This is a genomic window from Streptomyces xanthochromogenes (assembly GCF_014650455.1).
GTDB classification, from domain to species: domain Bacteria; phylum Actinomycetota; class Actinomycetes; order Streptomycetales; family Streptomycetaceae; genus Streptomyces; species Streptomyces xanthochromogenes.
The window spans coordinates 198,553-221,317 of record NZ_BMUZ01000014.1; the positions used below are offsets into that span (position 1 = coordinate 198,553).

General features: G+C 70.7%; 22 protein-coding genes. 13 read left to right on the forward strand and 9 right to left on the reverse strand.

Features of this window, described 5'->3' with window-relative positions; translation table 11 throughout:
• Positions 1-274: 274 nt before the first annotated feature.
• Complete coding sequence (locus IE267_RS32115; protein WP_189765582.1) at positions 275-2,692, reverse strand: cation-translocating P-type ATPase; 2,418 nt, start codon at positions 2,690-2,692, stop codon at positions 275-277.
• 106 nt (positions 2,693-2,798) lie between these two features.
• The gene (locus tag IE267_RS32120; protein WP_189765583.1) at positions 2,799-3,089 is read right to left on the reverse strand and encodes a DUF2530 domain-containing protein; all 291 of its coding nucleotides are present in this window, start codon (positions 3,087-3,089) and stop codon (positions 2,799-2,801) included.
• Positions 3,090-3,348: 259 nt separating this feature from the next.
• On the opposite strand from IE267_RS32120, the gene IE267_RS32125 reads away from it, so the two are divergent.
• Positions 3,349-4,803: an NCS2 family permease gene (locus tag IE267_RS32125; RefSeq protein WP_189765584.1), complete on the forward strand. Its 1,455-nt coding sequence runs from the start codon at positions 3,349-3,351 to the stop codon at positions 4,801-4,803.
• 807 nt (positions 4,804-5,610) lie between these two features.
• On the opposite strand, the gene IE267_RS32130 is transcribed toward IE267_RS32125, so the two are convergent.
• Positions 5,611-5,793, reverse strand: coding sequence for a ribbon-helix-helix protein, CopG family (locus IE267_RS32130; protein ID WP_100577851.1), 183 nt, complete (start codon positions 5,791-5,793; stop codon positions 5,611-5,613).
• 167 nt (positions 5,794-5,960) lie between these two features.
• On the opposite strand from IE267_RS32130, the gene IE267_RS32135 reads away from it, so the two are divergent.
• The 3 genes from IE267_RS32135 (at position 5,961) to thpR (ending at position 8,519) form a co-directional block, all read left to right on the forward strand.
• Complete coding sequence (locus IE267_RS32135) at positions 5,961-6,404, forward strand: MarR family winged helix-turn-helix transcriptional regulator (protein WP_114039122.1); 444 nt, start codon at positions 5,961-5,963, stop codon at positions 6,402-6,404.
• Positions 6,405-6,431: 27 nt separating this feature from the next.
• Positions 6,432-7,769: an MFS transporter gene (locus tag IE267_RS32140; RefSeq protein WP_167157981.1), complete on the forward strand. Its 1,338-nt coding sequence runs from the start codon at positions 6,432-6,434 to the stop codon at positions 7,767-7,769.
• 180 nt (positions 7,770-7,949) lie between these two features.
• Positions 7,950-8,519, forward strand: a complete 570-nt coding sequence (gene thpR, locus IE267_RS32145) for an RNA 2',3'-cyclic phosphodiesterase (protein WP_189765585.1) — start codon at positions 7,950-7,952, stop codon at positions 8,517-8,519.
• Positions 8,520-8,785: 266 nt separating this feature from the next.
• Here thpR and IE267_RS32150 read toward each other — a convergent pair whose 3' ends face one another.
• Positions 8,786-9,778: an aldo/keto reductase gene (locus IE267_RS32150; protein WP_167157977.1), complete on the reverse strand. Its 993-nt coding sequence runs from the start codon at positions 9,776-9,778 to the stop codon at positions 8,786-8,788.
• A gap of 71 nt (positions 9,779-9,849) precedes the next feature.
• Positions 9,850-10,530 carry a DUF4232 domain-containing protein gene (locus tag IE267_RS32155; RefSeq protein ID WP_189765586.1) on the reverse strand — a complete coding sequence of 227 codons (681 nt, stop codon included), beginning with the start codon at positions 10,528-10,530 and terminating at the stop codon, positions 9,850-9,852.
• Between the two features lie 185 nt (positions 10,531-10,715).
• Here IE267_RS32155 and IE267_RS32160 point away from each other — a divergent pair, with 185 nt between their 5' ends.
• On the forward strand, positions 10,716-11,834 hold the full coding sequence (locus IE267_RS32160) for a DUF2786 domain-containing protein (protein ID WP_189765587.1): 1,119 nt from the start codon (positions 10,716-10,718) through the stop codon (positions 11,832-11,834).
• Between the two features lie 342 nt (positions 11,835-12,176).
• The gene (locus tag IE267_RS32165) at positions 12,177-14,237 is read left to right on the forward strand and encodes an FUSC family protein (protein WP_189765588.1); all 2,061 of its coding nucleotides are present in this window, start codon (positions 12,177-12,179) and stop codon (positions 14,235-14,237) included.
• A gap of 56 nt (positions 14,238-14,293) precedes the next feature.
• On the opposite strand, the gene IE267_RS32170 is transcribed toward IE267_RS32165, so the two are convergent.
• On the reverse strand, positions 14,294-14,500 hold the full coding sequence (locus IE267_RS32170) for a hypothetical protein (RefSeq protein WP_189765589.1): 207 nt from the start codon (positions 14,498-14,500) through the stop codon (positions 14,294-14,296).
• 54 nt (positions 14,501-14,554) lie between these two features.
• Here IE267_RS32170 and rpmG point away from each other — a divergent pair, with 54 nt between their 5' ends.
• Both rpmG and IE267_RS32180 read left to right on the forward strand, forming a co-directional pair.
• Positions 14,555-14,719: a 50S ribosomal protein L33 gene (gene rpmG, locus IE267_RS32175; RefSeq protein WP_161250689.1), complete on the forward strand. Its 165-nt coding sequence runs from the start codon at positions 14,555-14,557 to the stop codon at positions 14,717-14,719.
• 253 nt (positions 14,720-14,972) lie between these two features.
• Positions 14,973-15,212 carry a DUF397 domain-containing protein gene (locus tag IE267_RS32180; RefSeq protein WP_053724624.1) on the forward strand — a complete coding sequence of 80 codons (240 nt, stop codon included), beginning with the start codon at positions 14,973-14,975 and terminating at the stop codon, positions 15,210-15,212.
• 124 nt (positions 15,213-15,336) lie between these two features.
• Here IE267_RS32180 and IE267_RS32185 read toward each other — a convergent pair whose 3' ends face one another.
• Positions 15,337-15,837: an ATP-binding protein gene (locus tag IE267_RS32185; RefSeq protein WP_189765590.1), complete on the reverse strand. Its 501-nt coding sequence runs from the start codon at positions 15,835-15,837 to the stop codon at positions 15,337-15,339.
• Positions 15,838-16,128: 291 nt separating this feature from the next.
• Between IE267_RS32185 and IE267_RS32190 the strand changes: the two genes are divergently transcribed.
• The 4 genes from IE267_RS32190 (at position 16,129) to IE267_RS32205 (ending at position 19,879) form a co-directional block, all read left to right on the forward strand.
• Positions 16,129-17,028, forward strand: coding sequence for a Sco1979 family transcriptional regulator (locus IE267_RS32190; RefSeq protein WP_161250693.1), 900 nt, complete (start codon positions 16,129-16,131; stop codon positions 17,026-17,028).
• 81 nt (positions 17,029-17,109) lie between these two features.
• A complete protein-coding gene (locus IE267_RS32195) occupies positions 17,110-18,567 on the forward strand; it encodes an aldehyde dehydrogenase family protein (protein ID WP_189765592.1) in 1,458 nt (485 codons plus the stop codon).
• 149 nt (positions 18,568-18,716) lie between these two features.
• Positions 18,717-19,253, forward strand: a complete 537-nt coding sequence (locus IE267_RS32200) for a DinB family protein (protein ID WP_189765593.1) — start codon at positions 18,717-18,719, stop codon at positions 19,251-19,253.
• A gap of 38 nt (positions 19,254-19,291) precedes the next feature.
• The gene (locus tag IE267_RS32205) at positions 19,292-19,879 is read left to right on the forward strand and encodes a PadR family transcriptional regulator (RefSeq protein WP_167157965.1); all 588 of its coding nucleotides are present in this window, start codon (positions 19,292-19,294) and stop codon (positions 19,877-19,879) included.
• A 186-nt stretch (positions 19,880-20,065) separates the two neighbouring features.
• Here the strand turns inward: IE267_RS32205 and gad are convergent, their stop codons facing one another.
• Together gad and IE267_RS32215 are read right to left on the reverse strand one after the other, a co-directional pair.
• Entirely contained in the window at positions 20,066-21,496 is a 1,431-nt protein-coding gene (gad, locus tag IE267_RS32210; RefSeq protein WP_161250701.1) for a glutamate decarboxylase, read from the reverse strand.
• 47 nt (positions 21,497-21,543) lie between these two features.
• The gene (locus tag IE267_RS32215) at positions 21,544-21,909 is read right to left on the reverse strand and encodes a YbjQ family protein (RefSeq protein WP_161250703.1); all 366 of its coding nucleotides are present in this window, start codon (positions 21,907-21,909) and stop codon (positions 21,544-21,546) included.
• Positions 21,910-22,044: 135 nt separating this feature from the next.
• Between IE267_RS32215 and IE267_RS32220 the strand changes: the two genes are divergently transcribed.
• Complete coding sequence (locus tag IE267_RS32220; protein ID WP_167157961.1) at positions 22,045-22,743, forward strand: DedA family protein; 699 nt, start codon at positions 22,045-22,047, stop codon at positions 22,741-22,743.
• Positions 22,744-22,765 lie beyond the last annotated feature (22 nt).

Below are 22,765 nucleotides of genomic sequence, written 5' to 3' on the forward strand. Positions count from 1 at the left end.
AAGGGCTTCCGGGGGCTGCGCCCCCGGGCCCCCTGGTTCGGCTGCGAACCGTAGGGGCCGTTCGCGCAGTTCCCCGCGCCCCTAGCAGCGCCGGGTGCTGGGACACCTACAGCCCGTCCGGCGTTTGAGGACGAGCGCCGTTCAGGCGCGTACGGGGGTCTGGGGGCGGAGCCCCCAGGGTCCTTTAACCCCCGGAGGGTCTCGGGAAGGGGCGGGGCGGGGGCCAAACCGGGGTCTGGGGCGGAGCCCCAGGGGGCCGGGGCCGCCGAGGGGCCTAGTCCGGGTAGCGGAGCGTTACGCGGCGCCACACCAGTTCCAGCAGGGCCGACGCCAGCACCGCAATGCCGACGGCGGTCCACGGCATGACCGCGCCGACCAGCTTCAGGGCGAAGAAGTTCTGCAGCCACGGCACGGCGAGGACCAGCAGGAACGCCACCCCCATGGCGACGACCAGGGCGATCCGCCACCACGTGTAGGGGCGGGCGATGATCGCCAGGACCCACATGGAGACCAGGAAGAGGGTCAGCGTCGTGACGCTGGTCTCCGCGTCCAGGTCGCCGGGACCGGTGTAGTACGCCCGGGCGATCATGTACATCACGAACGTGGCCACCGCCGCGATGACCCCGCTGGGAATCGCGTACCGCATCACCCGCCGCACGAAGTGCGGTTTGGCGCGCTCCTTGTTGGGCGCGAGGGCGAGGAAGAACGCCGGGATGCCGATGGTGAAGGTGGACAGGAGCGTCAAGTGCCTCGGCAGGAAGGGGTATTCGACCTGGAAGCAGACCACGAGGACCGCGAGCAGGACCGAGTACACCGTCTTGGTGAGGAACAGCGTGGCCACCCGCGTGATGTTGCCGATCACGCGCCGCCCCTCCGCCACCACCGAGGGCAGCGTCGCGAAGCTGTTGTTGAGCAGGACGATCTGGGCGACGGCCCGGGTCGCCTCCGAGCCCGAGCCCATGCTCACGCCGATGTCGGCGTCCTTCAGCGCCAGCACGTCGTTCACGCCGTCGCCGGTCATCGCGACGGTGTGCCCGCGTGACTGGAGGGCCGCCACCATGTCGCGCTTCTGCTGCGGGGTGACCCGGCCGAAGACCGAGTTGGAGTCGAGGACGTCGGCCATCTCGCCCTGGTCGGTGGGGAGTTGGCGGGCGTCGACCGTATCGGCCGCGCCGTGCAGGCCGAGCTTCCCGGCGACCGCGCCGACGGAGACCGCGTTGTCGCCGGAGATGACCTTGGCCTTGACGTTCTGCTCGTCGAAGTAGCGCAGGGTGTCGGCCGCGTCCGGCCGCAGGCGCTGTTCGAGGACGACGAGTGCGGTGGCCTCGGCGTCGGAGGCGACGGCAGGGTCGTCGAGGTCGCGCGATGCGCGGGCGAGCAGCAGGACGCGCAGGCCCTGTTCGTTGAGCGCGTCGATCTCCGCGAGCGCCGGGTCGCCGGTCTCCAGCAGGACGTCGGGCGCGCCGAGGAGCCAGGTGCTGTTCTCGCCGTCGCCCTCGCTGAACGCGGCGCCGCTGTACTTGCGGGCCGAGGAGAACGGGAGCGACTCGGTGCAGCGCCACACCTCGCTGTCCGGGTAGGCGTCGATGATCGCCTGGAGGGAGGCGTTGGGCCGCGGGTCGGACTCGCCCAGGGCGCCGAGCACCTTGCGTACGTACGCCTCGTCCGAGCCGTTCAGCGGGCGCAGCTCGGTGACGTCCATGCCGCCCTCGGTGAGCGTGCCCGTCTTGTCGAGGCACACCACGTCGACGCGGGCCAGGCCCTCGATCGCGGGCAGTTCCTGCACCAGGCACTGCTTGCGGCCGAGCCGGATGACGCCGATCGCGAAGGCCACCGAGGTCAGGAGGACGAGCCCTTCGGGGATCATCGGGACGATGCCGCCCACGGTACGGGCGATGGAGTCCTTGAAGTTGTTGTCCTTGACGACCAGTTGGCTGATGACCAGGCCGAGTGCGGTGGGGATCATCATCCACGTGACGTACTTGAGGATGGTGGAGATGCCACTGCGCAGCTCGGAGTGGACGAGCGTGAACCGGCTGGCCTCCTCGGCCAGTTGAGCCGCGTACGCCTCTCGGCCGACCTTGGTGGCGGTGAACGCGCCGCCGCCCGCGACCACGAAGGCGCCCGACATCATCTTGTCGCCGGGCTTCTTCAGGACGGGGTCGGCCTCACCGGTCAGCAGGGACTCGTCGACCTCCAGGCCCTCCGCCTCGACCGCCTCGCCGTCCACCACGATCTTGTCGCCGGGGCCGAGCTCGATGACGTCGCCGAGCACGATCTCGGAGGTGGATACCTCCACGGCCTGCCCGTCGCGCCGCACGGTCGGCTTGGCCTCGCCGATGACCGCGAGCCCGTCCAGGGTCTTCTTGGCCCGCATCTCCTGGATGATGCCGATGCCGGTGTTGGCGATGATGACGAAGCCGAAGAGGCTGTCCTGGATCGGCGCGACGACCAGCATGATCGCCCAGAGCACACCGATGATCGCGTTGAACCGGGTGAAGACGTTGCCGCGGACGATCTCCGCGGTGGAGCGACTGCTGCGTACGGGAACGTCGTTGACCTCGCCGCGCGCCACCCGCTCGGCGACCTCGGCCGTCGTCAGACCGCCGGCCCGCCGCGCCGTCGCGGGGCACTTCATGGGGTGGACGGGGTCGAGTTCCGCCCCGGCGTCGATGTTGGCGGGCTGCGTCATGATTTCGACGGTACGGGGGGTTCGGGCGCTTCACCTGCCGGGGAGGCCGAACATCCGACCCTGGGAGGAGACGAATGGTCCTCCGGCCGTACGCAGGTCCCGCGGGTCAGAGACTTTCGGCCCTTGTGCCCGTCGTGCCGCTGTCCGCCTGCTGTGCGGCGTGCCGCTTGAGGGCGGCGTCGCGGCCGCGGACGTACCAGATGCCGATGAGGCCGAGGCCGCCGCCGGCCAGGCAGGTCCACACCCACCACAGGTGGCCGTGGTCGTCGAACCAGCCGTAGAAGGGGAGCTGGACGAGGAAGAGGACGAACCAGAGGATCGTGCCGCCGGTGATGGTGGCGACCACGGGGCCCTCAAGGGGCTCCGGCGCCTCGTGCTGGGGTGTCCACTTCGCCATGCGATCAGTGTAGGGCGCGCTCTTTCGCGTCCTTTCGCGGGAATCCGGACACCGACGGACGCACGGCCGGAGGCCGGAAACGCACCTGGTCGGGGGCGGTCGGCCCTTGGCGTTGCAGGGGTCTACGCGCGGAGATGGTGATCTTCGACTTATGTATTCATACTGAAACGGCTTACGGCTGACTCATTCTGTTCGTTAAAACGTCCAAAGAAGCTCGGGTACGTGCCGTTTCCCCGCCCCTTCACGACTGAGGTTTCGCATGCCCTCCTCGGCCCCCGACACGGTCGACGCCGCAGCTCAGCCGCCGGTGCCCAGCAGGCCGACCAACGGCCTCGACCGCTACTTCAAGATCTCCGAGCGGGGTTCCACCCTGGCCCGTGAGGTCCGTGGCGGATTCGCGACCTTCTTCGCGATGGCCTACATCATCGTGCTGAACCCGATCATCCTCGGCAGCGCCAAGGACATGTACGGGCACCAGCTCAACAGCGGCCAGTTGGTCACCGCCACCGTGCTCACCGCGGCCTTCACCACGCTGCTCATGGGCGTCATCGGCAACGTGCCGATCGCGCTCGCGGCGGGGCTCGGCGTGAACACCGTGGTCGCCCTCCAGCTGGCGCCCCGGATGAGCTGGCCCGACGCCATGGGCATGGTCGTCCTGGCCGGCATCGTCGTGATGCTCCTGGTCGCCACCGGCCTGCGCGAGCGCGTCATGAACGCGGTGCCGCTGGGCCTGCGCAAGGGCATCGCCATCGGCATCGGCCTGTTCATCATGCTGATCGGCCTCGTCGACTCGGGCTTCGTCTCGCGCATGCCGGACGCCGCGCACACCACCGTGCCGCTGGAACTCGGCGGCAACGGGCACCTGCTCGGCTGGCCCGTCCTGGTCTTCGTCCTCGGCGTGCTGCTCACGCTCGCGCTGATGGTCCGCAAGGTGCCGGGCGCGATCCTGATCTCCATCGTGGCGATGACCGTCCTCGCGATGATCATCAACGCGGTGGCGACCGTGCCGTCCTGGGGTCTGACCACCCCGAAGTGGCCGGGCAACCCCGTCGACACCCCGGACTTCGGTCTTGTCGGCCAGGTCAGCCTGTTCGGCGGCTTCTCCAGGGTCGGCGTCCTGACCGGCATCCTCTTCGTCTTCACCGTGCTGCTCTCGTGCTTCTTCGACGCGATGGGCACGATCATGGGCATCAGCGACGAGGCGGGCCTGACCGACGCCCAGGGCAACATGCCCGGCATGAACAAGGTCCTGTTCGTCGACGGCATCGCGGTCGCGGTGGGCGGCGCGTCGTCCTCGTCGGCCACCACCTGCTTCGTGGAGTCCACGGCGGGCGTCGGCGAGGGGGCCCGTACGGGCCTCGCGAACGTGGTCACCGGCGGGCTCTTCACCGTGGCCCTCTTCCTGACCCCGCTCGCCACGATGGTGCCCTCGCAGGCGGCCACCCCCGCGCTGCTCGCGGTCGGCTTCCTGATCCTGTCCGGCTCGATCCGCGAGATCGACTGGGCGGACTGGACGATCGCCATCCCGGCCTTCGTGACGATGCTGATGATGCCGTTCACGTACTCGATCACCAACGGCATCGGGATGGGCTTCATCACCTTCACGGTCCTGCGGCTGGTGGCCGGGCGGGCCCGCGAGATCCCGGTCGCGATGTACATCGTCTCGGCGGTGTTCGCCTTCTACTACCTGATGCCGGCGCTGGGCCTGACCTGACCCTGGCCCGCCGCGTCCCGGGTGCCCCGGGGGGTTTGCCCTCCCGCCCGCCCGTGGCCCGGGGTTGGTTGGTTCCGGCTCCCTGGGGCTGCGCCCCAGACCCCGGGGGGTTTGCCCGCCCTCCCGCCCGTGCGGCGGGTTGTATCGGCTGAGCCCTGGGGCTGCGCCCCAGACCCGCTGAGGGGCTGCGCCCCTCGAACCCCCGCAAGGGGCTCCGCCCCCTGCACCCCCGTTCGCGCCTGAACGGCGCTCGTCCTCAATCGCCGGACGGGCTGTAGGTGCCCCAGTACGGGTATGGCCAGGGGCGCGGGGAACTGCGCGAGAAGCGGGCACGGTGCGAGGCCGACCACGGGTTTTGGGGGCGCGGGGAACGGCGCGACCAGCCCCGCACGGTCCGCAGCTGAGAGCGGGTTGAGGGGCGCGGGGAACTGCGCGAGAAGCGGGCACGGTCCGCAGCCGAAACGGGGTCGGGGGCGCGAGGAACTGCGCGACAGCCACCCACGGTCCGCAGCCGAGGGCGAGTTGAGGGGCGCGGGGAACTGCGCGACCAGTCACCCACGGTGCGAGGACGAAAACGGGGTCGGGGGCGCGGGGAACTGCGCGAATCGCCCCCATGGCGCGGGGTGCCTAGCCAAAGCCAGCCCCCCCCGTGGTGCGGGGTGCCTAGCCAAAGCCAGCCCCCCCCCGGTGGAGCGGGGGCACCTAGCAAAGCCGCCCCCCCCGGGCGGCGCCGGGCACCCAGCAAAGCCCCCCGGCGGCGCGGGGCACCTCGCGAGTCGGCACCCCCGGGCGCGGCCCGCGGCGCGGCTACGCCGCCCCGTAGAAGCGCTCCGTCTCATCGACCGCCGCCTTGAAGCGCTCGTCGAAGTCGTCACGAACGAGCGTCCGGACCACATAGTCCTGGACGCTCATGCCGCGTTTCGCGGCATGGTGCTTGAGCCGGTCGAGCAGCTCACCGTCTATCCGCAGGCTGAGCACGCTGGTCCCCATGGAGCGAGGGTCGCCGCCCGCCAGGGCATCGCGCGTCACTTTTCCCAGCCAACTCACTCATTCGGGTGATGTTCGGCGAGGTGTGGCGGGATGGGGCCCGTGTGGCGCTCGACACCTGGGCTTAATCCGGTGGTATTTAGCCAGAGTAATGAGTTATGCTAACGAACATGTCTGACCTGTCCCACGGCAGTGGCGAGGACGCCGCCGCCGTGAACTCCCTGCGCTCGGCCGTCATGCGTCTTGGCCGACGCCTCAAGCACCAGCGTGTTGACGAATCGCTCAGCCCGACCGAGATGTCGGTGCTCGGCACCCTTGCCCGTTGCGGTTCGGCCACCCCCGGTGAGCTGGCTCGCAAGGAGCACGTACAGCCGCCGTCGATGACCCGGATCGTCGCACTGCTGGAGGCGAAGGGCCTGGTCAGGCTGGAGCCGCACCCCGACGACCGCCGCCAGAAGGTGGTCAGCCAGACCGAAGAGGCCGAGGCGATGCTCGAAGAGAGCCGCCGCAAGCGCAACGTCTGGCTGGCTTCCCTCGTGGAAGGTCTGGACGAGGACGAATGGGCGAAGCTGCGCGCGGCCGCCCCGGTCCTGGAAAAGCTCGCACATCTGTAAACGCGCATCACTAGGAGGCGAGCCCTTTTGAGTACGGGATCCGGAGCAGACTCCGCCCCCGCACCTACCCCCACCTACAACAAGCGTGGCGGGGGGACGTTCTCCTCGCTTGCGGTACGCAATTACCGACTGTTCTTCTCCGGCGCCATCGTGTCCAACATCGGCACCTGGATGGCCCGGATCACCCAGGACTGGCTGGTCCTGACGATCACCGGCTCCTCGGTGGCGGTGGGCATCACCACCGCCATGCAGTTCCTGCCGATGCTCCTGTTCGGCCTGTACGGCGGCGTCATAGCCGACCGGTTCGCCAAGCGGAACATCCTGTTCGTGACGCAGGCGGCGATGGGCCTCGGCGGCCTCTTCCTCGCCGTGATGACCCTGTCCGGGCACGTCCAGGTGTGGCACGTCTATCTCACGGCCTTCTTCACCGGTCTGGTCACCGTCGTCGACAACCCGACCCGGCAGTCCTTCGTCTCCGAGATGGTCGGACCCGACCGGGTGCGCAACGCCGTCAGCCTCAACTCGGCGAACTTCCAGTCCGCCCGGCTCGTCGGTCCCGCCGTCGCCGGTGTCGTGATGGCCGCCGTCGGACCCGGCTGGGCGTTCCTCGCCAACGGCCTGTCCTTCACCGCCCCGCTGATCATGCTGTCGCTGATGCGGACCAAGGAGCTCCAGCCGACCCGCCTCGCCCCGCGCGGCAAGGGCCAGCTGAAGGAGGGGCTCGCGTACGTCTCCGAGCGGCCCGAGCTGATCTGGCCCATCGTGCTCGTCGGCTTCGTCGGCACCTTCGGGTTCAACTTCCCGATCTGGCTGAGCGCGTTCGCCTCCGACGTCTTCCACGGCGACTCCGGCATGTACGGCTTGTTCAACAGCCTGATGGCGATCGGCTCCCTGGTCGGCGCGCTGCTCGCGGCCCGTCGCTCCAGCACGCGACTGCGGATGCTGGTGCTCGCGGCGGTGCTGTTCGCGGTGCTCGAAATCGCGGCCTCCGGGGCCCCTGACCTCGGCCTCTTCATGGCGCTGCTCATCCCCGTCGGCATCCTGGGCCTCACGGTGAACGTGACCGCCAACGCCTCGGTGCAGATGGCCACGGACCCCGAGATGCGGGGCCGGGTGATGAGCCTGTTCATGATGGTCTTCACCGGCGGCACCCCGCTGGGCGGCCCGCTCTTCGGCTGGCTGACCGATGTCTACGGCGTGCGCGTCAGCCTCGCGCTCGGCGGCCTCATCTGCGGCGCGGCGGCGATCGGGGTCGGCCTGATGCTGGCCCGCGCGGCCAACCTGCGCCTGAAGGTCGACGTACGCCCCGGCCACCGCCACCTCGAATTCGTACCGAGGAACCGGGCACTCGTGGCCGCCGCCTGACGACCGGACCCGCGCGCAGAAGCACCGGACGTCCCACGGCTCGGCCCGGCCCCCGCAGTGCGGGGGCCGGGCCGCTTCCGTACGGGCCGTTTCCGTAAGGGCCCCCGTGCGTACCCGGGCCGGCGGCCGGACCCGTCGTGCGTCGCGACAGACCGGGGCCGATCTTGGTTGACTGTCCCCATGCGCCTCTTCGCCGCCGTACTGCCCCCTGCCCGGGCTGTCGACGAACTAAGGCTCGCCGTAAGGGAGTTGACTACTCTGCCCGGTGCGGGCGAGCTGCGCTGGACCGGGCGCGAGGGCTGGCACCTCACCCTCGCGTTTCTGGGAGAGGTCGACGAGCGGGTCCTGGACGAGCTGCACGAGCGGCTGCGCAGGGCCGCCCGTCGCACCGACCCGTTCGCGCTGCGCCTGCACGGCGGCGGCCGCTTCGACGGGCGCGCCCTGTGGGCCGGCGTCGCGGGCGGCCTCGACGAACTGCGGCTGCTCGCCGAACGCGCCGACGCCGCCGCCCGCCGCTCCGGCGTCCCGATGGACCAGCACCGCCGCTATGTGCCGCACCTCACCCTGGCCCGCTCGCGTACGCCGGTGGACCTGAAGCCCTGTGTCGGCGCCCTGGCCGCGTTCGAGGGAAGCCCCTGGCAGGTCACCGAGTTGACGCTGGTCCGCAGCAGCCTGCCGCGCGCCGGAGTGCCCGGGGAGCGGCCCCGTTACGAGGCGGTCGCCCGCTGGCCGCTCGGCCGGGACGGTTAGGCTCAAGGGGTGGACCCGAAGACCAGGAACCGGATCATGGCCGGTGTGCTCGTGTTGATGTTCGTCGTCGTGGCGGTGGCGGCCGCCGTCGGCTGACCGCGCCCGCCACCGCTCGTCGCACGGCCCGTGTACCCCGCACGGCGTCTGACCCGAAGTGGTCGTACGTCGTACGACCCGAGTGCCCCGCACGCCGTACGGCCCGCCGTACGACCCGAGCCGGCCGCATGCCGGGCCGTCCCGGCGCCCTCGCGTACGACCCCGTCGAGCTACCAGGCGAAGGCCTCCGGCGACGGCCCGGGGCCGGGGAACACGTCGTCGAGCGCGGCCAGGAACTCCTCGGACAGGTCGAGTTCGACGGCCCGCAGCGCCGACTCCAGCTGATCGGCCGTGCGCGGCCCGACGATGGGGCCCGCCACCCCCGGCCGGGTCAGCAGCCAGGCGAGCGCCACCTCCGCCGGGTCGAGGTCGTGCTTGGCGACCAGCTCCTCGTACGCCTGGACCCGCTGCCGTACCGCCGGGTCCGTGAGGGCCTGGGCCGCCAGCCCGCCCTTGGAACGCGCACCCGCGCCCTCGCGCTCCTTGCGCAGGATGCCGCCGAGCATCCCGCCGTGCAGCGGCGACCAGGGGATCACGCCGAGTCCGTACTCGTGTGCCGCCGGGACGATCTCCATCTCGGCGCGGCGCTCGGCGAGGTTGTAGAGGCACTGCTCGCTGACCAGGCCGAGCCGGCCGGTCCGCGAAGCGATCTCGTTGGCCTGGGCGATCTTGTAGCCGGGGAAGTTGGACGAACCGGCGTACAGGATCTTGCCCTGCGTGATGAGGACGTCGATCGCCTGCCAGATCTCCTCGAAGGGGGTCAGGCGGTCGATGTGGTGGAACTGGTAGAGGTCGATGTAGTCGGTGCCGAGGCGCTTGAGGGAGGCCTCGACGGAACGGCGGATGTTGACCGCCGACAGCTTGTGGTGGTTGGGCCAGGGCTCGCCCGCGGCCATGTTGCCGTTGAGCTTGGTGGCGAGGACGGTCTTGTCGCGCCGGTCGCCGCCCTTGGCGAACCAGCTGCCGATGATCTCCTCGGTGCGGCCCTTGTTCTCGCCCCAGCCGTACACATTGGCCGTGTCGAAGAAGTTGATGCCGGCGCCCTGCGCGGCATCCATGATCGCGTGGCTTGCCGCCTCGTCGGTCTGCGGTCCGAAGTTCATCGTCCCCAGGACGATCCTGCTCACCTGGAGACCCGTGCGTCCGAGCTGCGTGTACTTCATGGAAGCCCAGCCAACGTCTTCGAGCGCGCTCAAGGCAAGGGGTATGCCTCATCAGGGGTTCGGTCGGGTGGTCACTTCGAGCCGACCGGGCCGACGTACGTGCCGGGGTGGGTCGCGCCGTCCTGGAGCAGGACGGACGAGTAGGTCCAGGGCAGCGTGTGGGGGTGGGTCTCGTTCGGCGGGGTGACCACGATCGACTTCGGCCGGAACTCCTGCCCGTCCCCCTTGTCGAACGGCAGGTAGAAGACGGTGAAGGTGGTCGTCGCGCCGGGCCGCACGGTGACCGTCGAGGGGGACTCCGCGGTCTGGCGGGGCAGTGACCACCGGGTCGGGCCGCCGACCAGGTCGACGCCCGGATAGCCCTTCATCACACAGGACTTGGCGCCCCTGTTGGTGAGCGTGACGGTGATAACGCCCTGCTCGCCCTTCGACTGGGCCCCACTTCCGGGGGCGACGGCGAAGGCGAGCTGGGAGGTCCGGCAGCGGGTGCCGTCGGCGCCCGCACCGGTGCCGGTTCCCGCGTCGGTGCCGCCACCGGTGCTGCCGCCGGAGGGTGCCATGGTCCGGCCGCCGTCCACGCCGGGGGAGCCGGTGCCGGTTCCGGTGCTGCCGGTGGCGGTGCTGCTCGGAGTGTCGGTGGCGACCGTGTCGGAACCGCCGCCGCCGTTGCCGTCGCAGGCGGTCAGGGTCAGGGTCAGGCCGGCGGCGAGGGAGACGATCGCGGCCAGGGGGGAGGTGCGCGGACGCAACACGGCGATCCTTTCGGTGGGGCGGGCCGGTCCCTGAGGGGCCGGTGGGGCGGCCCGCGTTTCACGGTTCCGTTCGGCAGCTGGGACGATTGTCGGGTCCGGGACGCGAGGATTCGTTGAGGAGAGACTTCCATGTCGGTGGGGCCCACCGCGGTGAATCGGCCGCGCGCAGGCGGGGCGGTGCGGTGATGGAGGCCGTGGACCGCGCCTTCGCGGCGGCGCTGTACATCGAGGGCGACGCGGCCCTGGACACCGGCGCGTCGCTGCTCGCCGCCGCACCCGACGCCGATGCCGAACTCGCCCTGCGCGGGCGGGAGTTCGTACGCCGTGCCTGGGACCGGGGCTGGCAGCCCGCCGATGTCGTACGGATCGTACGGCGTGACCTGGACGAGCCGCAGGTACGCATTCTGGCCGGGCTGATCCGCGACGAGCTGTCCCGTTACGAGCGGCTGCCCGCGCGCTGGCAGGGGCAGGTCGAGGAGCTGCCGCGCGAGACGTGGCGGTCCGACCGCTTCTCGTACGCAACGGCCGTCCTTGAGCTGTACCGGGTGCTGCTCGCGCTCCCCGCGATCGAACCGGCCGGGCCCGCGCCCGGGACCTCGGTGCTCGGCCCGCCGGTGCACGGCGAGCCGAAGACGCTGGCCCGCATCCGGGCGCTGCTCGCCAAGGCGGAGGCGACCGGGTTCCCCGAGGAGGCGGAGGCGCTCACCGCGAAGGCGCAGGAGCTGATGGCGCGGCACAGCGTGGACGACGCGCTGCTCGCGGAGCGCGGAGCGGGCGGGGAGGTGCCGGGCGCCTGCCGGATCGGGGTGGACGCCCCGTACGAGACGGCGAAGGCGATCCTCCTCGACGCGGTCGCCTCCGCCAACCACTGCCGGGCGGTGTGGAACGCCGAGCTCGGCTTCTCGACGGTCGTCGGGTTCGAGGGCGACCTGGAGGCGGTGGAGCTGCTCCACACCTCGCTCCTCGTGCAGGGCACGGCCGCGATGACGGGGGCGGAGGCGGCGCAGCGGGCGGGTGGGCGCAAGCGCACGAAGACGTTCCGGCAGTCGTTCCTGCTGGCGTACGCCGGGAGGCTCGGCGATCTGCTCGCCGAGACGGCGCGGGGGGTGGAGGCGGAGTTCGGCGGTGAGCTGCTTCCGGTGCTCGCGACGCGGGCGGTGGCGGTCGCGGGGCGGGCGGAGGCGATGTTCCCCCGGACGGTGTCGACGCGGGTTCGCGGGGCGTCGGACGAGTCGGGCTGGCGGGACGGCCGGGCGGCGGCGGACCGCGCCCACCGGGGCCGCATGCGCGGCCTGGGGCGCTAGGCCGGGTCCCCTGGGGCTCCGCCCCAGACCCCGGAGGGGCTGCGCCGACGGGCTGGGGGATGCCCATGCCCGCCGGCACCGAGGCATTCGGGGCCACCTGCAGGGGCGCGGGGAACTGCGCGACCGGCCCCTACGGTCCGCAGCCGAACGAGGGGGCTTGGGGGCGAAGCCCCCGGACGGGGCCTGGGGGCGAAGCCCCCGGACGGGGCTTGGGGGCGAAGCCCCCGGACGGGGCCTGGGGGCGGAGCCCGCTGGGGCCCTGGGGCGGGGCCCCAGCGCACCCCGACCGGCCGCACCCCTACTCCGAAGCCACGCCGCAGGCGACCCGGTAGCCTCGGGATCATGAGTTGGGTCCGGGCGCTGAAGGAGACCGCCCGCTCGGGGCTGAAGGTCGAGCGGCGCCGGCTCGAACCCCTCGTCGCCCTGCGCGGAGCAGCCGGCCTCGCCATCGTCGTCGGCATCAGCCTCACCCTCTTCGGCCCCTCCGTCGCCGCCAGCTCGGCGTTCGGCGCGTTCCAGGGCGCCATCGCCACGTACCAGCGCAGCTGGCGCCCCCGTCCCGTGCTCGCCCTCGCCTCCGGCCTCTCCCTGGCGATCTCCACCTTCCTCGGCTACCTCGTCGGCACCCACTCCCCGTTCTTCCTGCTGCTGCTCGCCCTGTGGACGTTCATGGCGGGCCTCGCCTGGGCGGTCGGCCCGACCGTCGGGGTGATCGCCTCGTCGAACGTGGCGATCATGCTGGTCACCGTCACCCTGCCCAGCACCGTCGCCGAGGCCGCCGGGCACGCCGGGATGATCGCGGTCGGCGGGATCGTCCAGGCCGCGCTCATCGTCCTGTTCCCCATCCGCCGCTGGGGCGCCCAGCGCGACGCGCTCGCCGACGCCCTGGCCGCGGTCGGCGACTATGCGCGCAGGCTGCGGCACGACCCGGTCGCACCGTTCGACGCCGAGCCGCTCATGACCGCCCGGCTCGCCGCCGCCGTCACCCCGCGCGAGGCCCGCCGCCGCCCCGCGGAACTGCACGGCGCCCGGGGCGTCGCCGAGCGGATCAGGCCGGTGCTCGCCTCGCTCGCCGACCCCGCGCTCGGCGTGCCCGAGGAGGGCGAGGAACGCCACCGGGTAAGGGAGTTGCTGGCCGCCGCGGGTACCGTCCTGGACGCCGCGGCCCGGGCCGTGCGGCACGGTGAGGCGCCCGTCATCCCGCCCGCGGCCCAGGCCGCGCTCGCCACCCCCGACACCGGCGCCATCCTCACCGGACCCGCCCGCCGCGCCGCGGGCCGGCTGACCACCCTGCTCGCCGACGTCGTCGAGACCGCCCAGGGCAGCGGCACGGGACAGGGCGCGGAACCCCTGCTCCGCCCCACCCTGCCGCGTCTGATCCCGGGCGCCCTGCGCACCATGCGCGCCGAGCTCGGCCGGCGCCGCTCACCGGTGTTCCGGCACGCGGTGCGGGTCTGCGTGGTGGCGACGGTGGGCTATCTGCTCGGCTACGTCCTGCCGTTCGGCCACGGCTACTGGGCCCCGATGGCCGCGGTGATGGTGATGCGCCCGGACTTCACGCTCACCTACGCCCGCGCGGTCGCCCGCTTCGGCGGCACCCTCGTAGGCGTCGCCCTCGCCACCGGCATCGTCCAGCTGACCCACCCCGACACGAGTCTCTCCGCCGCCATCGCGGTGACCTGCGCGTTCCTGGCGTACCTGTTGATGCGCACCGGCTACGCGGTGCTGAGCGGCTGTGTATCGGCGTACGTGGTCTTCCTGCTCGGCATGGGCGGCCTCCAGTGGACCCAGACCGTGCCGGACCGCGTGTTCCTCACGCTGATCGGCGGCGCGCTCGCGATGGTCTCGTACGCCGTCTACCCGGCCTGGGAGACGCCCCGCCTGCGCACCCGCCTCGCCGACTGGCTTGCCGCGAACGGCCGTTACGCCTCCGCCGTCGTCCTCCACTACGCCGACCCGGACCGCGGCACGGGCGAGTTGCGCCAGGCGTTGCTCGATACGCGCGAGGCCCGGATCGCCTGGCAGGAGGCGCTCGACAAGGCCACCCACGAGCCGGTGCGCCACCGGGGTCTTTCGCACCTCGCGGCCGAGGAATCCGCCCATGCGCTCAGCCAGTTGGGGCGTACGGCCATGTTGATGGAGGCGCATCTCCCGGACCGGGACGCGGTGCCGGTGCCGGCCGCCGCGAAGCTCGCCGAGGCGCTGCGCGCGGCCACCGAGCAGGGCGCGAAAGCGGTGCGTGAGCGGCGCGTCCCGCGGTGGGACGAGGTCGAGCAGGCCTTGGACGCCTGGGACGGCGAGGGCGTGCCCGACCGTGTGGTGCGGCGGGGGGCGGGTCTGGTCCTGCACTGCCTGGACGACCTGACGGATGCCCTCACTGCCCCCAACTCACCCAAACCATAGGGTAGTTGGCCAACGGCCGCGTTGCGGTGTCGAGCGGCGTCGGGGACCGCGACGAGCTACCGGCCGGTCCTGGCTCGACCGGTCCTGGTCCGGCCGGTGCTGGTCCGGTCGGGCCCGGCCGGGGTGGGCCCGTTCGCTCCGGCTCGGGGCGTGGCGCGGATGACCGCGATCAGTACGGCCCGTCGGGCGGCGTACCGGGCGACGGTCAGTCGGCATCGCAGTCGCCGGTAGCGGGTGCGCCGGGTGCTCGATCGGCAGGACATGGGGTCACCCTAGCCCTTCTTGCAAATGAAAACCATTTCCATATACTGGGTGTCATGGCTCGCAACGAAGTACGTCCCGTCATCAAGCTCCGATCCACAGCCGGTACCGGGTACACATATGTGACCCGCAAGAACCGGCGGAACGACCCCGACCGCATGAACATCCGCAAGTTCGACCCCGTCGCCGGCCGTCACGTCGACTTCCGGGAAGAGCGCTGACCATCGAGGGAGCGGCAAGTCTGAACCAAGCGGTGCCGGAGCGCGTCTCTTACTCGTGCACGAGCGCGTGCACGCGGAGTTCGAACGGGACGGCCCGGCGCGGATGGCGTGGCGCGGGGTGCGGCGGGCGGCTGTAACCGCCCGGGCACCCCGCGTGCACGTGCATCTTCCCATGCAGGCGCACATGAACACAGCTATGATCCGGGGCAGTTGACCATTCACAGTTGCACGTCTGCACATCCCGGGAGCGACCTTGCACCACGCGTACAACGGCATGGCGGCAGCGGAGCTTCAGGGTGCCGCGTGGCAGAAGAGCCGGCACAGCAACTCGCAGGGGTCCTGCGTCGAATTCGCCAAACTTCCGGGAGGCGGGGTGGCAGTACGCAACTCACGCCACCCCGACGGGCCCGCTCTCGTCTATACGAGAGCGGAGATCGAGGCGATGCTGCTCGGGATCAAGGACGGCGAGTTCGACCATCTGATAGCCGACTGAAGCCGGTTGAGGGGTGACGGCCGTCGGGGCGGGTGCCCGCTCGCGGCCGTCGACTGACAGGTGTCAATCCGGTCGCAGGGCTCGCTGCGGGCGGCCCGGCCCGGTCCGGCCTGGCCCGGCTCGTTCAGTCCGACGGTTGCAGCCGGAACAGCGCCCAGACGACCTTGCCGCTGATCGCCCCGGACAGCGGGTGCCAGCCCCAGCTGTCGGCGAAGGACTCCACCAGGAACAGGCCACGGCCCGACTCGGCGCCGAAGTCGTCGCCGGCGCGCTCGACCGGGCTCTCGTCACTGGGGTCGCGCACCGCGCACACCAGTCGGCTGGTCCAGCGCATCAGGTGCAGCCGCACCGGGACCTCGGTCTCGCGCGGGGTGTCGGCGGGCAGGGCGTGGCGCAGCGCGTTGGTGACGAGTTCCGAGACGACCAGGGCGACATCGTCGAAGCGCTCGCCGAGGCCCCACTGCGTGAGGGTCGAACCGGTGAACTTCCTTGCCCCGCCCACCGCTTCGTAGCGCGCGGGCAGCGCACAGGACGCGGAGCCCGACACGGTCGAGGGATCGAAGGGGGGAAGCGCCTGCCGCAACGGGTCGTAGGGCTCCAGCATGGTCGATCCATTCGTCCCCATGCGAGGCACTCCCGGGTTCGCGGCCGTGGCGGTACAGGACGCAAGCGACTAGACGCAGTTGAGCACGCAGGTGCGCGAGGACCATGGTTCCGAATGCTTCGGCCCGATGCAAGGGCAGATGCACGTGCACGCGACCGACCTGTCCCCGCCCGTGCCGTTTCTTGCTCATTTCTTCCTCAGAAGTTCCTCAGGCCGATTTCACTCCTTGACCATTTCCGTAATCACGCGGGTACGGGGTGAAGCGTTTTGATGGCAGACTGCCCACCACCATTGGATGGGGAGGACGGCGAAGTGACCGCAGGGGAGGCATGGGGATCCCCCCGGCCGAGTGCAGTCGAGGCCGGCGGAGGTTCGGTGGTCCGGCGCATTCTGCTCGGCTCTCAGCTGAGGCGCCTGCGCGAGTCGCGCGGCATAACCCGGGAAGCGGCCGGCTATTCGATCCGGGCGTCCGAGTCCAAGATCAGTCGTATGGAGTTGGGGCGGGTGAGCTTCAAGGCCAGGGATGTCGAGGACCTGCTCACGCTCTACGGCGTCGGCGACGAGGCGGAGCGCATGTCGCTCCTCGGCCTCGCCAAGGAGGCCAACATCGCAGGCTGGTGGCACAGTTTCGGCGATGTGCTGCCGGGCTGGTTCCAGACGTACATCGGTCTGGAGGGCGCGGCCTCCCTCATCCGCATCTATGAAGTCCAGTTCGTACACGGCCTGTTGCAGACCGAGGCGTACGCCCACGCGGTGGTGTCGCGGGGCATGCACGGTGCACCGGCCGCCGAGATCGACAAGCGTGTCGCGCTGCGTCTTGAGCGGCAGAAGGCCCTGGTGTCGGAACGGGCGCCCCAGTTCCACGCGGTGCTCGACGAGGCCGCGCTGCGCCGTCCGTACGGTGAACGGGACGTCATGCGGGCCCAGTTGAAGCACCTGATCGAGATGTCGGAGCAGCCCAACATCAACCTCCAGGTGATGCCGTTCAGCTTCGGCGGTCACGCGGGCGAGAGCGGCGCGTTCACGATGCTGCGGTTCCCCGAGTCCGATCTGTCGGACATCGTGTACCTCGAACAGCTCACCTCTGCACTGTATTTGGACAAGCCCGAAGAGGTCGGCCAGTACGAGCGCGCGATGGCGCGGCTGCAGCAGGACAGTCCCGGCCCGGAGGAAAGCCGCGATCTTCTGCGCGGACTCCTCCAACTCAGCTGACTCATCAGTAGGATGACGTCACATCAGGCCAGTGACGCGGTTGACCGCGCGAAGCCGGCGGACACAGCAGTAGGGGATGGCATGTCCTTCTTCACCGACCTCGCCCACCAGTTCATAGACGGCCAGTGGCGCACCGGCAGCGGGTCGTGGGACATCATCGACTTCGATCCGTACAACGGGGAGAAGCTCGCCACCATCACCGTGGCCACCGTCGAGGAGGTCGACGAGGCCTATCGTGCCGCCGAGCGCGCCCAGCGTGAGTGGGCGGCCACCAACCCCTACACCCGCCGGCTGGTCTTCGAGCGCGCCCTGCGCATCACCGAGGAGCGCGAGGCCGAGATCATCGACGCCATCGTCAGCGAGCTGGGCGGCACCCGGCTCAAGGCGGTGTACGAGGTCCACCTCGCCAAGGAGTTCCTGCGCGAGGCGGTCCAGCTGGCGCTGCGTCCCGAGGGCCGCATCCTGCCGTCCCCGGTCGACGGCAAGGAGAACCGGGTCTACCGGCTGCCGGTCGGTGTGATCGGAGTGATCAGCCCGTTCAACTTCCCGTTCCTGGTGACCATCAAGTCCATAGCCCCGGCCCTGGCGTTGGGCAACGCGGTCGTCATCAAGCCGAATCAGAACGCGCCGGTGGTCGGCGGCGGGCTCATAGCGAAGATCTTCAAGGACGCGGGCCTGCCCGCCGGCCTGCTGAACGTCCTGGTCACCGACATCGCGGAGATCGGGGACGCGCTGATCGAGCACCCCGTCCCCAAGGTGATCTCGTTCGCGGGCTCCGACCGCACCGGGCGCCATGTCGCCTCGGTCGCCGGCAGCCACTTCAAACGCGTCATTCTGGAGCTGAGCGGCAACAGCGCGCTCGTCGTCCTCGACGACGCGGACCTCGACTACGCGGTGGACGCGGCTGTTTTCAGCCGGTTCGCCTATCAGGGCCAGGTCTGCATGGCCGCCAACCGGATTCTGGTCGACCGGTCGGTGGAGGAGGCGTTCACGGGCAAGTTCCTCGCCAAGGTGGCCTCGCTCAGAACGGGCGACCCGGCCGACCCCGCCACCGACATCGGCCCCGTCATCAACAACTTCCAGGCCGAGGCGCTGACTTCGCTGGTCGAGCAGGCCCTCGCAGAGGGCGCCACCGCCCTCGTACGGGGCCGCACTCGCGGCAACCTGGTGGAGCCCACCGTGCTGACGGACCTGCCCGCCGACTCTCCCGTACTGCGCCAGGAGATCTTCGGCCCGGTCGCCCTGCTGATCCCCTTCGACGGGGAGGACGAGGCCGTACGCATCGCCAACGACAGTCCGTACGGGCTCAGCGGGGCCGTGCACACGGCCAATGTGGAGCGCGGGGTCTGGTTCGCCAAGCGGATCGAGACCGGGATGATGCACGTGAACGACTCGACGATCCAGGACGAGCCGCTGGTCGCCTTCGGCGGCGAGAAGTACTCGGGGCTCGGGCGGCTCAACGGGGAGGCCATGGTCGAGGTGTTCACGACCCAGAAGTGGATCTCGGTGCAGCACGAGCGGAGCCCGTTCCCGTTCTGACGGGCGGGCGCGGTACGGGAGTTGTCCGGCCGCCCCGGTCCGCGCGATAGAGGACGGCATCTGACCTCTATGCCTTCTACCGTGTCCTTGTCGGCGGCCGAAGCTCAGGGCCGCGGGGCACGGGCAGGACGAACGAAGGCGGTTGGATCATGGTTACTCACGTTCCTTCGGAGACGTACGGCGACGAGCGCGGCGCCCTCATCAACTTTGTGGAGGCTCAGCGCGGCGGGCTGCGCCGGGCGCTCATCGGGCTCACCGACGAGCAGGCGGCGAGCCGGCCGAGCGCGAGCGGGCTGTCCCTGTCCGGGCTGGTCAAGCATGTCGCCGAGACCGAGCTGAACTGGCTGCGGATGGCGCAGCAGCGGACCAACGAGAAGCAGCGGGACCAGTCCAACTGGCACGAGAGTTTTGTCCTCGTCGGGGACGAGACCGTCGAGGGCATGCTGGCCTTCTGGGCCGAAGTGGCCGTCGAGACCGAGGAGTTCATCCGCAAGGTGCCCTCCCTCGACGACACGTTCCCGCTGCCCGAGGCGCCGTGGTTCCCGAAGGACGGCCGGGTCTCGATGCGCTGGCTGATGATGCACCTCGTCGAGGAGATGGCCCGGCACGCCGGGCACGCCGACATCATCCGCGAGTCGCTCGACGGGAAGACCGCGTTCGAGCTGGTGGCGCTCGCAAACGGCTGACGCCTCGGCGGGACGGCCGGGGTCATAGGCTTGCGGTCATGTCTGCCATCCGTCTCCTCGTCCTCGGCGCGGTGCGCCGGCACGGCCGGGCGCACGGCTACCAGGTGCGCAACGACCTGGAGTACTGGGGCGCCCACGAGTGGTCCAACGCCAAACCGGGATCGATCTACCACGCGCTCAAGCAGATGGCGAAGCAGGGCGTGCTCCTCGCGCACGAGGTCGCACCCAGTACGGCGGGCGGCCCGCCGCGTACGGAGTACGAGCTGACGGATGCGGGCCGGGCGGAGTACGTCCGCCTGCTGCGCGAGGCGCTCGCGTCGTACGACCAGAAGTTGGACGTCCTGTCGGCGGCGATCGGCTTCATGGTCGACCTGCCGCGCGCCGAGGCGGTCGCGCTGCTGCGCGACCGCCTCGGGAAGCTGGAGGCATGGCGCGGCTCGGTGACGGAGCACTACGTGCCGGAGGGCGGGCCGGGGCAGCTGGGCCACATCGGCGAGATCATGAACATGTGGGTGCATTCCGCCGATGCGGAGGCGGGGTGGACGCGGGGGCTGATCGCCCGGATCGAGGGCGGGGCGTATGTCTTCGCCGGCGAGGGCGAGCCGTTCGTGGGCGTCCTCCCCTGAAACCTCCCGGTGCCCGGGGGCCAGCCCCTCCCGGCGCCCTGAGGCCGGGGGCGTTGTGCACAGTTCCCCGCGCCCCTGAATGCCCGCCTTCGTCCTTCGCCTGCGGGCCGTGGGGGCCGTTCGCGCAGTTCCCGCGCCCCTGAAAAGCCTGACTTCGGCTTTACCAGGGGCCGAGCCCAAGCGGGGTCAGTGGTGGAAGGCGGTGGCTTCGGATTCGGAGCGGCCCAGGGGAGCGGACTGACGGCGGAGCTCCGGCAGCAGCCGCCCGAGGTCCTCCAGGAGCAGCGCCCCGAGGTCGGAGGAGAAGCCGTTGCGGCAGACCACCCTCAGCACCGACAGGTCCTCCCGGTTCGCCGGGAAGGTGTAGGCCGGCACCAGCCATCCGTGCTCACGCAGCCGCCGCGAGACGTCGAACACGTCGTACTGCCGCACCTCCGGCGTCGTGGTGAAGGCGAACACCGGCAACTCGTCGCCCCGGGTGAGGAGTTGGAAGTCCCCGAGCGCCTCGATCCGCTCCGCGAGCCCGCGCGCGACGTCCCGCGTGGTCTGCTGCACCGCCCGGTACCCCTCCCGGCCGAGCCGCAGGAACGTGTAGTACTGGGCCACCACCTGCGCCCCGGGCCGCGAGAAGTTCAGCGCGAACGTGGGCATGTCGCCGCCGAGGTAGTTCACCCGGAAGACCAGCTCCTCGGGGAGCTCGGCCGCCGTGCGCCACAGCGCCCAGCCGACCCCGGGGTAGACGAGGCCGTACTTGTGGCCCGAGGTGTTGATCGAGGACACCCGCGGCAGCCGGAAGTCCCACACCAGGTCCTCGTCGAGGAAGGGCGCGATCATCGCCCCGGACGCCCCGTCGACGTGGACGGGGATGTCCAGACCCGTACGCTCCTGCAAATCGTCGAGCGCCGAGCACAGCGCGCCGATCGGCTCGTACGACCCGTCGAAGGTCGAGCCGAGGACGCCGACGACACCGATCGTGTTCTCGTCGCAGAGGGCCGCGGCGGCCTCGGGGTCGAGGTGGAAGCGGTCCCCCTCCATGGGGACCTGCCGGGCCTCGACCTCCCAGAACGTGCAGAACTTCTCCCAGCACACCTGCACGTTCACACCCATGACCAGATTCGGGCGGGCGTCGCGCGAGGGGTAGCGGTCCGCGTTGCGCTTCATCCAGCGCCGCTTGAGCGCCATCCCGGCCAGCATGCAGGCCTCGCTGGACCCGGTGGTCGAGCAGCCGACCGTGGTGCTCGGGTCCGGCGCGTGCCACAGGTCGGCGAGCATCGCCACGCACCGCCGCTCCAGCTCGGCGGTGCGCGGGTACTCGTCCTTGTCGATCATGTTCTTGTCCCGGCACTCCGCCATGAGCACCCCGGCCTGCGGCTCCATCCAGGTGGTGACGAAGGTCGCCAGGTTGAGCCGGGCGTTCCCGTCGAGCATCAGCTCGTCGTGGACCACCTGGTACGCGGTCGCGGGGGCCAGCGGCCGGTCGGGCAGCCGGTGCCGGGGCGGCGCGGAGGTCATCGAGCCGACCGGGTCGGCCTCCCCGAAGAAGGGGTTCAGGGCGAGCCGCCCGAACTCCTTCTCGTCGGTGCGGTCCTTCTCGCTGCCGCCTCGGTGCAGTGCCATGGACGGTCAACCACCTTTCGGGGAACGGGAGTTGGGGAAGGCGGCCGTCAGTTGCGGGCCAGGATCACCGCGGTTCCGTACGCGCACACCTCGGTGCCCACGTCCGCCGCCTCCGTCACGTCGAACCGCATCATCAGGACCGCGTTCGCGCCCCGCGCCTTGGCCTGCGCCACCAGCCGTTCCATCGCCTGGTTGCGGGTCTCGACCAGCGTCTTGGTCAGGCCCTTGAGCTCGCCGCCGATCATCGACTTGAGGCCGGCGCCGATCTGGCTGCCCAGGTGGCGGGAGCGCACGGTCAGGCCGAAGACCTCCCCGATGACCTGTTGCACGGTGTACCCGGGTACGTCGTTCGTGGTGACCACCAGTACGTCCGACTGCGGGCCCTGGCCGCCGCCGTATTCCTCGATGCCCATCCGGTTCCCCTTCGGTAGCGCTTGTCGGCCCTTCCAGCCTGCCCCTGGAACCTCGCTTTCGCGCGTTACGTTGATAACTTTGGCTGCCGACGGCAGACAGCCCCGCCCGACACCCACACCAGGAGCCCGGTACCCGTGACATCCCTTGCCCTCGGACCGAGCTGGCTGGACCCCGACTATCTGTTGCAGACCTTCGGCCTGGTCGGTCTGCTGATCATCGTGTTCGCCGAGTCCGGCCTGCTCATCGGCTTCTTCCTGCCGGGTGACTCGCTCCTGTTCACCACCGGCCTCCTGGTCACCACGGGCAAGCTGGACACCCCCCTGTGGCTGGTGTGCATCCTGGTGGTGTTCGCCGCGGTCCTCGGTGACCAGGTGGGCTATCTGTTCGGCAAGAAGGTCGGCCCCTCGCTGTTCAGCCGGCCCGACTCGAAGCTCTTCAAGCAGGAGAACGTCGAGAAGGCCCACGAGTTCTTCGAGAAGTACGGCCCCAAGTCGCTGGTCCTGGCCCGCTTCGTGCCGATCGTGCGGACGTTCACGCCGATCATCGCGGGCGTCAGCGGCATGAACTACCGCTCGTTCGTCACCTTCAACGTCATCGGCGGCACCCTGTGGGGCGCGGGCGTCACACTGCTCGGCGCGGCGCTCGGCAATGTCGCGTTCGTGCACCAGCACATCGAGCTGATCCTGGTCGCGATCGTGCTGGTCTCGGTCGTCCCGATCGCCATCGAGTTCCTGCGGGCCCGCTCCAAGGCGAAGAAGAACCCGTCGGCGGCCGAGGGCCCGGGCGGCCCCGGCCAGGCCCCGCAGCGCGGCGGCCGGCACGCCAAGCGGTAGGCGCTCCGCGGGGGAGGGGCCG